Genomic DNA, 13,914 nt, shown 5'->3' on the forward strand with positions numbered 1-13,914 from the left:
GGGGTCCGGGGTTCAAGTCCCTGTGTAGCCACCAAGTACTAAAAACGGCTTACCGCAAGGTAGGCCGTTTTTTTATGCCTCGAGAAAACTGCGCCGCGGTGACAGGAGATCCTCAACCGCTGCGCTCGTCGATCAGGTTCGAACCGTCGGCAATGCAGACAGCGCTCGCTCCCAGATCTGCCAGGTCCGCAACCAGACCATCGCCTGCCAATCGTTGTCGGCAGGATAAAACTGCTCCAGCAGATTCAGCTTGATCTCGCGCCCTGTCGCATCACCTGGGTTGCCATGCAGATGCAGCCAATGATCATCACGCAGATGGCGATGCACGTCCGGGCCCGGATACGTCCCGCACTCAATGACAAACGGCATCAACCGCACCTGTGGCAGCGCATCGAGCAATGCCTGCGAGGTATAGCCGGTGGCCGTCGCGGCCACACCGGTTTCGCTCAAGGTGTCGGCGCCGGTTTGCAAACTGTAGAGCCACGGCCCATAGATCGCCTGCGCATCCGCCAGCGCCGGATAGGCAGACTCGGTTATGGTCAATAACATCGGATGCCCGTACTCACCAGCGCCGGTGTGCAGATCGAAACACATGGCAACCTCGGCATGGCTCATGTGCTTTTGCATGATCCGGTGCAACGTGCGATTCGACCAGCTCGGCACCAGCCCGCCATAAAACAGGCCATCGGGGTGAGCATGCTGTCCACCTTCGACGATCGACATCACCGCTGGCCAGCCGTGTCGCGCAATCTGTTCATCGAGCAACGCATCGGCCCGCTCCCGCTCGGGGCCTCGCAACTGCGTGCAGGCATAGATGTCATGCAGCGCGTTGTAAGCCTGGTTGTCCGGCAGTGGGCGCTGGAAGTTCAGGTGATTGCGGTTCAGGTCGATATTGTCTTCGTTGACCCGCCGCAGCCACGCCATGCCCCAAGGGTTGATTACATGGATCATCACCACAGCCACATCCGCCGGCAATGAGCGCTTGCCAAGTTCCTGCAGCCACTTGATCTGGCAACTCGAACCGTAAAAGCCTTCCACGCCATGGGTGCCGCTCAACGCGATCAACAATCGCTTGGCACCTGGATCCCCCAGCACCGCCACGTCAGTCGCCAGCGGTTCACCGAACGGCCCTCTGAGCGGATGAGCGTACTCGCTCAGCGTCGCACCCGCCGCGCTGGCCGCTGCCAGAAACTGTTCGCGCTGAGCTCGGTAACTTGGCTGCGTTGGAAACTCGGTCTGCATGTCTGCCTCTAGTTGGTTTTCTGACCTGCCTGTTGGCAATGACCCTACAGAAAATCCGCCCGATGATGAAGCACAATGCAATCTTTGCAGCGAGAGCCGGTTTGCGTCACCGCAAGACGGTAGATAAAGTCGCCGGATCGTTTATCTCACGGATGGAGTGCCCCACGTGTTCTCAGTTTTGCGCTTGAACCGCCATCGAGTGTCCGCCATTGCGCTGATCGCCGCCGCGATAACCCTCGGCGCCTGCAACAACGCATCGGTACCGACACTGCCGCTCGCACCGGAAAGCGCTTCCGGTTATCGCACCGATCTACAGACCCGCCACGCCTCGAAACACATGGCAGCCGCCGCCAACCCGCTGGCCGCCGAAGCCGGGCGCGAGATGCTGCGTCGCGGTGGTTCGGCCATCGATGCCGCAATTGCGATGCAAGCGGTATTGACGCTGGTCGAACCGCAATCGTCAGGCATCGGCGGCGGCGCCTTGATTGTGTTGTGGGATGGTAAAACCGTGCGCACCTACGACGGCCGCGAAACCGCACCGGCTGGCGCCACCGAGAAGCTTTTCCTGCAGGCCGATGGCCAACCCATGCCCTTCACCCAGGCACAGATTGGCGGCCGCTCGGTTGGCACGCCGGGCGTGTTGCGTGCGCTTGAACTGGCCCATCGCAAACACGGTCGCCTGCCATGGGCGCAACTGTTCGAACCGGCGATCGAATTGGCCGAGCAAGGTTTTGCCATCTCGCCACGGCTGCACGGGCTGATCGCCTCGGACTCGTCCATGGCTCGCTCCCCCGAGATGATGGCTTACTTTCGCAATGCCGACGGCAGCCCGAAAGCCAGTGGCACCCTGCTGAAAAATCCGCCGTTGGCAGCGTTGTTCCAACGTATCGCCAAGGAAGGACCGGACGCGTTGTACAAAGGCGCTGTCGCGCAGGAAATCGTGGCCAAGGTCCAAAGTCATGCCAATCCCGGCAGCCTGTCACTGGTCGATCTGGCCAACTACAACGCCAAGGAGCGCGCGCCCCTGTGTAGCGATTACAAACGCTGGCAGGTGTGCGGCATGCCGCCGCCGTCATCGGGCGGAATTGCCGTGGCGCAGATCCTCGGCACGTTGCAAGCCCTGGAAGCTCGCGATCAGCGCTTCGCACTCGCCGCGATGAAACCGCTGAAAACCAGCGCCCCTGCCGGCATCGAACCGTCCCCTGAAGCCGTGCACCTGATCTCGGAAGCCGAGCGCCTGGCCTATGCCGACCGCGCGCAATACGTGGCCGACACAGATTATGTGCCGGTGCCTGTCAAAGGCCTGATCGACCCGGCTTACCTGGCCAGCCGAGCCGCCATGATCGGCGATCGCAGCATGGGCACCGCCAAACCGGGCACACCGCCGGGCATTCAGGTCGCCTATGCGCCGGACCGTTCGCCTTTGCGCATTTCCACCTCGCAAATCGTCGCCGTCGATGATCAGGGCGGCGCGGTCTCGATGACCACCACCATCGAATCGGCATTCGGCTCGCATGTGATGGTTCAGGGCTTTCTGCTCAATAACGAAATGACCGACTTCTCATTCATCCCCGAGGAAAATGGGCAGAAGGTCGCCAACCGCGTCGAACCGGGCAAACGCCCCCGCTCCTCCATGGCCCCGACGTTGATCTTCGATCGTCAGAACGGCGAATTCCTCGCCAGCATCGGCTCCCCCGGTGGCTCGCAGATCATCGAATACGTCGCCAAATCCACTATCGGCCTGCTCGATTGGAACCTCGACCCGCAAACAGCCATCAACCTGCCCAACTTCGGCAGCCGCAACGGCCCGACCGAACTGGAACGCGGACAATTCAGCCCCATGCTGATCCAGACGCTGAAGGACAAAGGCCACAACGTGAACGAGATAGACATGACCAGCGGCACTCAGGCCGTGGTTCGGGTCAAGGATGCGCAAGGCAAAGCATCATTGGCCGGCGGCGCAGACCCTCGGCGCGAGGGTGAAGCGTTGGGGGATTAAATGCGACGATGTGGCAATGGAAGAGGGCTTACCGGGTGGTAAGCCCTTTCCAATAGTATTCAGACATCAGGCCGGCATAGCCAAAATGATGTGCGGGTGACGTTGTAGTCCAGGCGCTTTCAACGACTGATTTTCAACGCCCGTCGCGCCTGATGCTTTTCCATCGCCAGTTCAATCAGCCGCGTAACCAGTTCGCTGTAGGTCATGCCCGCGGCTTGCCAGAGTTTCGGGTACATGCTGATACGGGTGAAACCGGGCAGCGAGTTGATTTCGTTGATCAGCACTTCGCCGCTGTCGGTCAGGAATACATCTACCCGCGCCAGCCCGGAACATCCGAGCACATGAAAAGCCTCGACCGCCATGGCCCGAATGCGCTCGCTGGCCTCGACGCTGATATCGGCCGGGACCACCACTTGCGCGGCCGTGTCGTCGATGTATTTGCTGTCGTAGGAATAAAACCCGTCGCGCACCACGATCTCGCCACAACCGCTGGCGATTGCCTGTTCGTTGCCAAGCACCGCGCATTCGATTTCGCGACCGCTGACAGCCGACTCGACCAGCACCTTGTCGTCAAAGCCCAGCGCCAGCTCGACTGCCGCCACATACTCGGCGTCGCTGGTCACTTTGCTCACGCCTACGGAAGACCCCTGGTTCGCCGGTTTGACGAACAGCGGCAGACCCAGCTTTGTCGATACTTGCGCGAAACCGCTGCGGGCGGCAGTCGTGCGGGTCAGGGTCACGAACGGTGTGACCGCCAGGCCCGCATCACGCAGCAGGCGCTTGCTGATGTCCTTGTCCATGCACACCGCCGAACCGAGTACATCGGAACCCACAAACGGCAAATCAGCCATGCGCAGCAGGCCTTGCAGGCAACCGTCTTCACCGAGCGTGCCATGGACGATCGGAAAGATCACGTCGACATGCCCGAGTAGTTCCTGATTGGAGGTTTCCACCAACTGCTGGCTGGCTTTGCCGGGCACCACCGCCAGCTCCCGGTTGGACTGATTGAGGGCAATCAGCGCCGGATTTTCCTGGTTCAGCAAAAAATTCGAAGGGTCGTTGAGATGCCAATGCCCTTGTTTGTCGATGCCGATGAGCACCGGTTCGAAGCGCGAACGGTCCAAGGCATCGACGATATTCTTCGCCGATTGCAGCGACACTTCATGCTCGGCCGAACGACCACCAAAAATAATCCCTACACGCAGTTTGCTCATTGCCTGTTCTCGAAGTGAATGTGCTTACGACTCGCGTTGCCGCACCTTACGACTGCAAAAGCTTGCCGTCCACTGGCTCGCCAATCGTCAAAAAGTGCCCACCGGCGACGTGGTACAAGGTGCGCAACGCATCGTGGCCTTCAAAGTGCCAACGGCCGTCACTGAATACACGCTCGTCGGCCTGGGCGGCAATCACTTCAGCCCAAAGGGGCCGGACAGCGGTGGGAAGCGTTCATGGATGTCTGCTCCTGGGGAAAGAGCCGATTGTAGCGAGGTAAAATCCCGGAAATGAAAAGATCGCCGAAGCGATCTTTTCACGTACGTCACATCGCGCAGATCTTATGACGACAGCTGATTGGCAAACTGCCCCACTGCATTGACCACCTTCTGCGCACCGTCCTGGATCTCGACAATCACCGTCCCCGCTTCCGCTGCCAGCGCCAGCCCCTGTTCGGCCTGCAGCTTGCTATCGGTCATCAGCGCCACAGCGTTGCGCGCCATGTCCTGGTTCTGACGCACCACCAACACGATTTCATCGGTGGCCTGGCTGGTGCGCGAAGCCAATTGCCGGACTTCGTCCGCCACCACGGCAAACCCTCGTCCCTGCTCACCGGCGCGGGCGGCTTCGATAGCGGCGTTGAGCGCCAGCAGGTTGGTCTGTTCGGCAATACCGCTGATGGTTTTGACGATTGTGCCAATCACCAGCGACTGCTCGTTCAGGGCTTCGATGCCATCGCCGGCGGTTTGCATGTGTTTGGCGAGGTCGCGCATCACATCCACCGCTTGCGTCACCACGGCCGTGCCACGTTGTGCACTCTGGTCGGTTTGCTGCGACGTGCTGTAAGCGATGTTCGCCGCTTCGGCGACCGCTTGCTCCTGATTGACCTGATCGGTAATGACCGTGGCGAACTTCACCACTTTGTAGAGCTTGTTGTTGGCATCGATCACCGGGTTGTAGGACGCTTCCAGCCAGACTGTACGACCATGGCTGTCGATACGCTTGAAACGACCTGTGACGTACTCACCTGCATTCAAGCGGCGCCAGAAGTTCTGGTATTCGGCGCTGTTGTACTCGTCCGGCAGGCAAAAAGTACGGTGATGTTTACCTTTGATCTGCGCCAGGCTGTAACCCATGCCCGAGAGAAACCGGTCATTGGCGGTCAATACGTTGCCATTGAGGTCGAACTCGATCACCGCCGTCGAGCGCACCAGCGCGCCGATCAGGTTTTCATGTTCGCGGGAGGCCTCGATGGTGCGGGTCAGGTCGCTGGAGAAAATCGAAAAGTGCCTGATCCGACCGTCAGCCGAGCGAACCGGCTGAAAGATCGAACGCAGCCACGCTTCCTGCCCGTTTCCACGCAACAAACGCACGGTGCCGGCGAAGTGTTCGCCGCGGGTCAGGGCGTTATTGAAACGCCGTTGGAATTCGTCGTTCTTCACATGCTCCGGGGCGATGTCGTCGATGTGCCGGCCGATCAGCTCGTTGCTTTTGTAGTGCATCTCGCTCAGGAAATTCTGATTGACCGACTGCACCCGGCCATCCGTATCAAGGGTCAGCACCAGCATCTCGCTTTCCAGACTTTCCTTCACTTGCTGAAGGCTGGAGAGTTCTTCACGAAGAGCCGACAGCTCCTGCTTCAAGCGTTTATTGAACATGGGGATGCACCGATGGACTGGATAGAAAGCGATATGCAGCCTAGCCATCGGCCTTGCAGGTCTTTTCTGAAGAGCGTTTGAGTTTTGTCCTACAAAAATAGTTGCCACACGTGGGCAAGCTTGTCAGTCAGGCAGTGCCGGGCGCCGGACAATGTCCAACGCCGGGCATACGCGCACCGAAGTACGCTGCGCTGCCCACCCCCACCGCGCCCATCACTGCACAGAAAATCACGCAGATCCATGGGCTCCACGGCATCAGACCGATCAACAACAATGGGGTAATACTTGCCCAGGCGGCGTAGGCAATGTTGTAGGTAAAGGAAATGCCCGAGACACGAACCCGCGCTGGAAACAGGCTGACCATGACCGAGGGCACCGCGCCGACCACCCCGCACCCGAGCCCCGCCACGGCGTAGGCCAGACCGATCCAATCACCACCGCTGATCAGGCAGCCATAGAGCACGCCGATGCCCAGCGGCAGCAGCAGGCTGTACAACATCACCGTACGCCAGGCGCCAATGCGGTCGACCAGCCAACCGGCAAGCACGCATCCGATGTTCAGAAAGACGATGCCCAATGCGCTCAAGGCGAACGTATGACTGGCGGTCATGCCGAAGGTTTTCTGCATCATGGTCGGGGTGATGACCACGAACACCACCACTGCCGAAGTCAGCACGCAGGTGAGGATCATCGCCGGCAGCATGGCCAGCCGATGTTCACGCAGGACCGCCCGCAACGGCAGCTCGACAGTCTCTTCGCGCCGAGTCTGCATAGCCATGAACACCGGGGTTTCGCTGAGCCAGCGACGCAACCAGACACCGATCACGCCGAATGCGCCACCCAGCAGGAATGGGTAACGCCAGGCGAAGTCGAGGATCTCTGCCGGCGTAAACGCCTGCGCGAGAAACGTCGCCGTCAAAGCGCCAAGCAGATAGCCAAAGGTCAGCCCCGCCTGCAAAAAACCCAAGGCATAGCCCCGATGGCCGACCGGCGCGTGCTCGGCGACAAACACCCACGCGCTCGGCACCTCACCGCCCACCGCCGCGCCCTGGAGAACCCGCAGGGCCAACAGCAGCAGTGGTGCGAAGTAACCGATTTGCGCATAGGTCGGCATGATCCCGATCAGCAGGCACGGCAGCGCCATCATCAGGATGCTCAGGCTGAAGACCTTCTTGCGTCCCAACCGGTCGGCAAAATGCGCCATCAGGATGCCACCCAGCGGCCGCGCCAGATAACCGGTGACAAAGATGCCGAAACTTTGCAGCAGGCGCAGCCACTCAGGCATTTCCGGTGGAAAGAACAGCTGACTCAACGTCAGCGCGAAAAATACGAAAATGATGAAGTCGTAGATTTCCAGCGCCCCGCCGAGCGCTGCAAGCCCCAGGGTCTTGTAGTCCGAGCGGCTGAACGGCGCCGGGCGTGAATCAGTGTTGGCAGTCATGAAAAGAACTCTGGCACAGGCATAAATCAAGGCGCCCATGGTCTACGCAAACGCGCCAGCGGACAACCCGTTAGACCAAAGTCCCATAGCCACAAAACAGCGCCGCAAAAAAACAGTGGTTGAATTAATGTTGAGGTCTGTCCAGACGGGCGTCTGACGCCCTGAAGACCACTACAAACATAAAAATTCGAGGTATTCCCGTGGCCGCTGATATCGAAGATACCCGCTCCGCCCGCTTCGCCCTGCGCTGTTCAAGTTTTGCCGAACGCTGGTTCCCCGACTCCTGGGTGTTTGCCGCCCTGGCGGTGATTATCGTGGCGGTGGCCACCATGGCCATGGGTGCCAAACCTACGGACGCCGCCATGGCCTTCGGTGACGGTTTCTGGAGTCTGATCCCGTTCACCATGCAGATGGCTTTCGTGGTGATCGGCGGTTATGTGGTCGCCAGCTCGCCACCGGCCGTGAAGTTGATCGACCGCCTGGCGAAGTTGCCGAAAAACGGCCGCTCCGCGGTGGCATGGGTGGCGCTGATCTCTATGGTCGCGTCGCTGTTGAACTGGGGGTTGTCGCTGGTTTTCGGCGGTTTGCTGGTGCGTGCCCTCGCCCGTCGCACCGATCTGAAAATGGACTATCGCGCTGCAGGTGCCGCCGCGTATCTGGGGCTTGGCGCGGTGTGGGCCTTGGGCCTGTCGTCGTCCGCAGCACAATTGCAGGCCAACCCGGCGAGCCTGCCACCGTCGATTCTGTCGATCACCGGAGTGATTCCGTTCACCCAAACCATCTTCCTGTGGCAGTCAGGCGTGATGCTGCTGGCGCTGATCGTTATTTCGCTGATCATTGCCTACGCCACCGCGCCGGGTCCGAACACCGCTCGCGACGCCGAGGCCTGCGGCGTCGACCCGAGTTTCAATTTGCCACCGCTGCAACCACGCACGCGTCCTGGCGAATGGCTGGAGCACAGCCCATTGCTGACCATTTTGCTGGTGCTCCTGGCCGCTGGATGGCTGTTCCATGAGTTCTCGACCAAACCGGCGATCAGTGCGATTTCCGGGCTGAATACCTACAATTTCCTGTTCATCATGCTCGGTGCATTGCTGCACTGGCGCCCGCGCAGCTTCCTCGACGCCGTGTCCCGTGCGGTTCCGACCACCACTGGCGTGCTGATCCAGTTCCCGCTGTACGGTTCGATTGCCGCGCTGATGACCACGGTCAAGGGTGCCGATGCGCAGACACTGGCCCATCACATCTCGACCTTCTTCGTCAGCATCGCGTCCCATGACACTTATGCGCTGCTGATGGGTGTGTATTCGGCGATTCTCGGCTTCTTCATTCCATCCGGCGGCGGCAAGTGGATCATTGAAGCGCCGTACGTGATGCAAGTGGCCAACGACCTCAACTACCACCTGGGCTGGGCGGTGCAGATCTACAACGCCGCCGAAGCCCTGCCGAACCTGATCAACCCGTTCTACATGCTGCCGTTGCTGGGTGTACTCGGGTTGAAGGCGCGGGATCTGATCGGTTTCTCCTTCGTGCAATTGCTGGTGCACACACCACTCGTTCTGTTACTGCTCTGGGCGCTGGGCACGACACTGGCGTATACGCCGCCGGTAATGCCGTAAAAAGCTTTTTTCTGCCTGGTCCCGCATGAGCACGCAGGGATCAGGCAGAAAGCCTGTCGATTAGTGAATCGAACGAACCCGACAGACTGAAAGCCGCCTTCCTACAAAAGCTGTGGCGATATCACACTCATTACAGGCGCAAGTCCTGACTCTTGCTGCCAGCAGTGTTGAATTAACCTGTCTCGGAGAATCAAACCCCAAAACTCAAGGAAGAAGCGATGACACCAATATCCAAAACACTGGAAGCGTTGATCAATGAAATCTACCAGGATGGCAACGTCTCGGTAGTTGAGTACAGGACACTGCGAGACGATGCAGATCGCCGTATGGACGCGGTCATTCGCGAGTTTGGCCAGCACAACAATGTGACGGCCTTTCAGAAAGCAATGGATGTCGCCATGCAGCTATTGCAAACCGCCGTTATCGATGCAAAAAAAGCCGCACTGACCGACACCGGAGAGGCGATCGTCAAGGACGCGGTCGTCGCACAAGTCGAATACCTGCGTGCCGGCAGCCAATTGGCGCTGCGCCTTCTGTGATTGGCTGATCCGGAACCAGCCCGCAAATACAAGTTGCGGGCTGAACTGTATTTCTTCGAAAAAATGCTCGAGGCCTACTTTTCTGAGGCATTGCGTTGCTCCAGTATGCGTGTATCCGTAACGGGACCACGCTGAAAAGGATCTGAGCATGATGAAACTCGCAAGCCTCACTCTTGCAGCCCTCACCTTGAGTGCCACAGCCCATGCCGATATCAACCTGAAGCTGGGCAGTACCGAACGCGTTACCCGCCTATTCGCCTACCCCAACAACTGCAACGTGATCTGCTTTCGCAACTGGACGCTTGAGCAAACCGTCGAGCACTATCTGACTCAAAGCGTACAACGCGATGGCTACAGCGATGCGAAGGTGTTGGTCAAAACAGACAACGCTCAGCTTTACGCCGAAATCACTGGCGTACCCAAACGTTATGAAAAGCCCCTGGCCGCGCTGCTTGACGCGGGTGACCTGGCCTACAACGGCGCCAGCAAACTGAATGCCGACGGCAAGTGGGCGTATAACTGGTATCTGTTCCTGCCGCTGGGCATGGCGCTGGAAAACCGCAGAAGCGTCGAGCTGCTGCACTTTCCGCCGGACTATTCGCTGACCCAGGCTCAGGATTACCTGCGGTCTGCCACCACTGATCGCTGGGCGACGCTGCTGACAGTCAACGGCGTTCCTGCCGAACAAACGCCGGGTTACCAGACAATCATCGATATCGCCCCGATTGCCGCACCGTCCAACGCCGGCAAGGACCTTGAGGGGGTCTATGGCTACTTCAAGGATTACCAGGCCACGATGGTCAAACAGATCAGCCTGAACGCCAGCGGCGAGCCCCTGCCAATGGTCGCCTTCGGCACACCGGTGCGAAACTGGGTCAAGGAGCAATACGGTCCGACGGTGAATGTGTTGAGCCTGGTCTACATCAGCCCGAACGATGGAGTGAAAGTCCCCGTTCTAGGCGCTAATCACCCGAGCTACATTTGGTACGCCGCGGACCCGGCGAATTACACGGGCACCGATGCCAAGGCCAAGGCCGATGCGGCGGGGCTCAAAGTCATGGGCCAGGATCTGAGTGCTTCGTGTTGGCAAGCGACTATGGGCCGTGAGTCGGACACCAATGCTGATGTCGAGCTGAAAAGCTGCACACAAATGTGGCAAGTGGCCCAGAAAGATAAAACCTGTGAGCTGTTCTACACCTCGATTCGCAACCTGACGCCTCAACAAGCCGTGGCCAAATGCGCGTCGGCAACGATCCAGGCCCAGCTCAAACAACTCAAGGCGCCAGCACCGGCAACGGCAATCCCCGCGCCAGCGCTGTAAGTCGAAGTCAGCGCACGGGCGGCGCCGACGACCAGATGTTTGCCACACTGGCGTCGGCAACGCCGCCGCTGATCGGTTTACAGCGGTTCGAACGGGCGCAGGCGGTACTGCGGCGGCAGCTGCTCGAAACCACTGATGGTGGTGTTCAGGCTTTTCCAGCGGCCGTCCTTGATCCCATAGATGCAACCGTGAATCGACAGACTCTGCCCGCGATGCCAGGCATTTTGCACAATGCTGGTGTGCCCGACGTTGGCCACTTGCTGGATCACGTTCAGCTCGCAGAGACGGTCGACCCGCTCTTCCTCAGTCGCCAACGCAGCCAGTTCTTCACGCTTTTCGTAGTACAGATCACGAATCGAGCGCAGCCAGCCGTCGATCAGGCCGAACTGACGGTCCTGCATCGAGGCGCGCACGCCACCGCAGCCATAGTGGCCGGTCACCAGGATGTGTTTGACCTTGAGTACATCGACCGCGTACTGAATCACCGACAGACAGTTGAGATCGGTGTGCAGCACCACGTTGGCCACATTGCGGTGGACGAATAGATCGCCCGGCAGCATGCCGACGATTTCGTTGGCCGGCACCCGTGCGTCGGAACAGCCGATCCACAGGAACTCGGGAGTCTGTTGGCGAGCCAGCTTGGCGAAGAAGTCAGGATCCTTTTTAGTGATCGCGTCAGCCCAGCGCTCGTTGTTATCAATCAGATCTTGTAATTCGTTCATGCTTTGAAGCCTCAAGAATGGTGCGCAGTTTTGACTGACAACCGTCCGTCGGGGTCACGCGCAAAATGCAGTTGTTCTCCAGTTACCTGCTGCAGGGCTCCATGCCGGTGGAATTCTCGGTAACCCAATGGGTCCACCCTAGTAAGGCCCACAGTATGAGGAATTACCATGACTGAATCACGCCGTCCTTACGATGCAGTGCAACCAGAGCCCATCGATGACAACGAAGATCGCATGGGTTCGATGAACGAACTGGACTTCGATGATGACGAACCCAGCGCAAAAATCGGCGACGAGTTGCCGGACAAGGAGCGCGAGCAACTGATGCCACGCCAGCGCGTGCGCGAAGCCGGCATGACTGGCGCCTCGACGGGCGACCACGAACCCACTGACGACGATATGAGCCCGGAAACCTTGATCCGCGAAGACGGTGCCAGGGATGCCAATGAAGCCGGCAACGGCAATCAGGCTGATTGGGACTTGAGCATCGTCGATGAAGACGACATTGGCGGTGGCGACGGGCTGGATGAAGCGGAGATGGCGCAGCGCGATCCACTGGACCGCAAGCGCTGATTTTTTGTGGCGAGGGAGCTTGCTTCCGTTCGGCTGCGCAGCAGTCGCCAGATGCCCGCCCGCCTCACAAGGGAGCGCCTTGCGGCCCGGCGCGAGCAAGCTCCCTCGCCACAATGGTGATTCAGTCCACCAGCGTACAGGCCATCACCACTGCATCTTCACGCCCGCCCACCGCCGGGTAGTAATCCCGCCGACGGCCGATTTCGTTGAAGCCATAGCGTTCGTACAATTTGAACGCGGCGGTATTGCTGTCGCGCACCTCCAGAAAACATTCTCGAGCGTCAGCCTTGTAGGCAATCGACATCAGATGCTCCAGCAACGTCAAACCCAGGCCACGGCCCTGATTTTCCGGTTTGACGGTGATGTTCAGCAGGTGCGCCTCGTCGAGGATGATCTGCACCACACCGTGGCCGACCTGCTGCTGACCTTCAAACATCAGCCAGATCTGGTACTTGCCCAGCCCGTCGAGAAAAATTCCGCGGGTCCAGGGATGGCTGTAGGCCGCGTATTCAATCTTCAGAACAGATTCCAGGTCCGCCTCGATCATCGGGCGGAACGATACCGCGTCACTCATTCGATTCTTTCCAACGCGCCATCAGCCGACGCATGGCTTGCCAGACATCAGCCTTACGCTGTGGCTCTTCCATTAATAATTCCAGGCCCGGCACCGCCCAGGCGCAGCCCAGGCCTTCGATCTGCAGTTCCCGGTTGAAGGACTCGGCATCCGCCTCACCGGCGAAACGCACCGCGGGCAGGCCGATCAGCCACACACAGACGCACGGTGCATCTTCCAGCCGGGCCGAGAGAAAACCCTGAACAAAATCGCGCGCAGCTTCCGGACCTTGATCCATCGTGCCGCGCACCAGTAATGGCCAGCGTACTGGCTCACCGACAATCTGCGGGCTGTCCGGCAGACCGGCGGCGCGCAGCATGTCCTTGAGCAGCAGATAAGCGGGGTCGCGGGCCTGAAACGCCTCGCCTGTGGGTAACTCGACCAGCAGCAGGCAACGCCCGGCGCGCAGCAACTGCAAGGCGAAGCGCGGTGGCGGCACAATCGGTGCCTTGACCACGAGCGGCGCTTCTACAGCCTCTTCCACCGCTACGGCACCGGTACGCGTGCTCGCAAGCGATGGCCGTGGCACCTCGACCTTGACCCGTTCAGCCGGTTTGACCACTGGTGCCACGGGCACTTCAGCCACGGCAGCCGGTGCCAGAGGCGCGACGACCATCGGCTCGGGCATTTCCAGCAGTTCGGGCCGCGATGGGGCGGCAAAGGGTAATTCGGTGCGCGGCAGCCAGTTGACCACCTGCATGGCGTTCAAATAAGCGCGACGGCGGGACTCGATAAGCAAAGGTCGGCCACTTGTGGATAACTAAAGTTGAGGGATTCTACCGCCCTTCGCCCAAGATCGCCCGCAGTTGATCGACAGACTGCACCGATAGTCTTTGCACCAGTGAAAAAAGGCGACAGCCTGTCCCGAGAGTGAATCGCATCGCGCCCAATGCAGTACAATCGCGGCTTTTAATCGCCAACAGCCGGCCATTCCGATGATCGAACCCAAGCGCGTCTTGCGCGCCCTCGCTGAAC

General features: G+C 59.6%; 13 protein-coding genes and 1 pseudogene. 5 read left to right on the forward strand and 9 right to left on the reverse strand.

Annotation, left to right across the window (positions count from 1 at the left end; genetic code table 11):
• Positions 1 to 132: 132 nt before the first annotated feature.
• Complete coding sequence (locus D8U69_RS16440; protein ID WP_130907731.1) at positions 133 to 1,242, reverse strand: DUF2817 domain-containing protein; 1,110 nt, start codon at positions 1,240 to 1,242, stop codon at positions 133 to 135.
• Positions 1,243 to 1,408: 166 nt separating this feature from the next.
• Here D8U69_RS16440 and ggt point away from each other — a divergent pair, with 166 nt between their 5' ends.
• A complete protein-coding gene (gene ggt, locus D8U69_RS16445; RefSeq protein WP_130907732.1) occupies positions 1,409 to 3,241 on the forward strand; it encodes a gamma-glutamyltransferase in 1,833 nt (610 codons plus the stop codon).
• Positions 3,242 to 3,360: 119 nt separating this feature from the next.
• Here the strand turns inward: ggt and ddlA are convergent, their stop codons facing one another.
• From ddlA to D8U69_RS16465, 4 genes and pseudogenes are all read right to left on the reverse strand, one after another.
• Entirely contained in the window at positions 3,361 to 4,455 is a 1,095-nt protein-coding gene (ddlA, locus tag D8U69_RS16450) for a D-alanine--D-alanine ligase (RefSeq protein WP_130907733.1), read from the reverse strand.
• A gap of 46 nt (positions 4,456 to 4,501) precedes the next feature.
• Positions 4,502 to 4,657: pseudogene (locus D8U69_RS16455) on the reverse strand (flavin reductase); the annotation flags it as partial.
• Between the two features lie 137 nt (positions 4,658 to 4,794).
• Positions 4,795 to 6,111 carry a PAS domain-containing methyl-accepting chemotaxis protein gene (locus D8U69_RS16460; RefSeq protein WP_056853284.1) on the reverse strand — a complete coding sequence of 439 codons (1,317 nt, stop codon included), beginning with the start codon at positions 6,109 to 6,111 and terminating at the stop codon, positions 4,795 to 4,797.
• A gap of 127 nt (positions 6,112 to 6,238) precedes the next feature.
• Positions 6,239 to 7,552, reverse strand: a complete 1,314-nt coding sequence (locus tag D8U69_RS16465) for an MFS transporter (RefSeq protein ID WP_130904050.1) — start codon at positions 7,550 to 7,552, stop codon at positions 6,239 to 6,241.
• Positions 7,553 to 7,752: 200 nt separating this feature from the next.
• Between D8U69_RS16465 and D8U69_RS16470 the strand changes: the two genes are divergently transcribed.
• From D8U69_RS16470 to D8U69_RS16480, 3 genes are all read left to right on the forward strand, one after another.
• Positions 7,753 to 9,171 carry a TIGR00366 family protein gene (locus tag D8U69_RS16470; protein ID WP_056853286.1) on the forward strand — a complete coding sequence of 473 codons (1,419 nt, stop codon included), beginning with the start codon at positions 7,753 to 7,755 and terminating at the stop codon, positions 9,169 to 9,171.
• 218 nt (positions 9,172 to 9,389) lie between these two features.
• Entirely contained in the window at positions 9,390 to 9,710 is a 321-nt protein-coding gene (locus D8U69_RS16475) for a hypothetical protein (RefSeq protein ID WP_056853287.1), read from the forward strand.
• A gap of 148 nt (positions 9,711 to 9,858) precedes the next feature.
• Complete coding sequence (locus D8U69_RS16480; protein ID WP_056853288.1) at positions 9,859 to 11,031, forward strand: hypothetical protein; 1,173 nt, start codon at positions 9,859 to 9,861, stop codon at positions 11,029 to 11,031.
• Between the two features lie 77 nt (positions 11,032 to 11,108).
• Here the strand turns inward: D8U69_RS16480 and can are convergent, their stop codons facing one another.
• Positions 11,109 to 11,753: a carbonate dehydratase gene (gene can, locus D8U69_RS16485; RefSeq protein WP_056853289.1), complete on the reverse strand. Its 645-nt coding sequence runs from the start codon at positions 11,751 to 11,753 to the stop codon at positions 11,109 to 11,111.
• Between the two features lie 168 nt (positions 11,754 to 11,921).
• On the opposite strand from can, the gene D8U69_RS16490 reads away from it, so the two are divergent.
• Positions 11,922 to 12,326, forward strand: a complete 405-nt coding sequence (locus D8U69_RS16490; RefSeq protein ID WP_130904048.1) for a serine kinase/phosphatase — start codon at positions 11,922 to 11,924, stop codon at positions 12,324 to 12,326.
• Positions 12,327 to 12,447: 121 nt separating this feature from the next.
• On the opposite strand, the gene rimI is transcribed toward D8U69_RS16490, so the two are convergent.
• The 3 genes from rimI to D8U69_RS29605 all read right to left on the reverse strand — a co-directional run.
• On the reverse strand, positions 12,448 to 12,900 hold the full coding sequence (gene rimI, locus D8U69_RS16500; protein ID WP_056853291.1) for a ribosomal protein S18-alanine N-acetyltransferase: 453 nt from the start codon (positions 12,898 to 12,900) through the stop codon (positions 12,448 to 12,450).
• The gene (locus D8U69_RS16505) at positions 12,893 to 13,639 is read right to left on the reverse strand and encodes an energy transducer TonB (protein WP_130904055.1); all 747 of its coding nucleotides are present in this window, start codon (positions 13,637 to 13,639) and stop codon (positions 12,893 to 12,895) included. The genes rimI and D8U69_RS16505 overlap by 8 nt, the downstream gene beginning before the upstream one ends.
• A 76-nt stretch (positions 13,640 to 13,715) precedes the next feature.
• Positions 13,716 to 13,914: hypothetical protein (locus D8U69_RS29605; RefSeq protein ID WP_206663068.1), on the reverse strand; the 199-nt coding region annotated here is incomplete at its 5' end.

The organism is Pseudomonas sp. Sample_16, assembly GCF_004307665.1.
In the GTDB taxonomy this organism is placed as follows: Bacteria; Pseudomonadota; Gammaproteobacteria; order Pseudomonadales; family Pseudomonadaceae; genus Aquipseudomonas.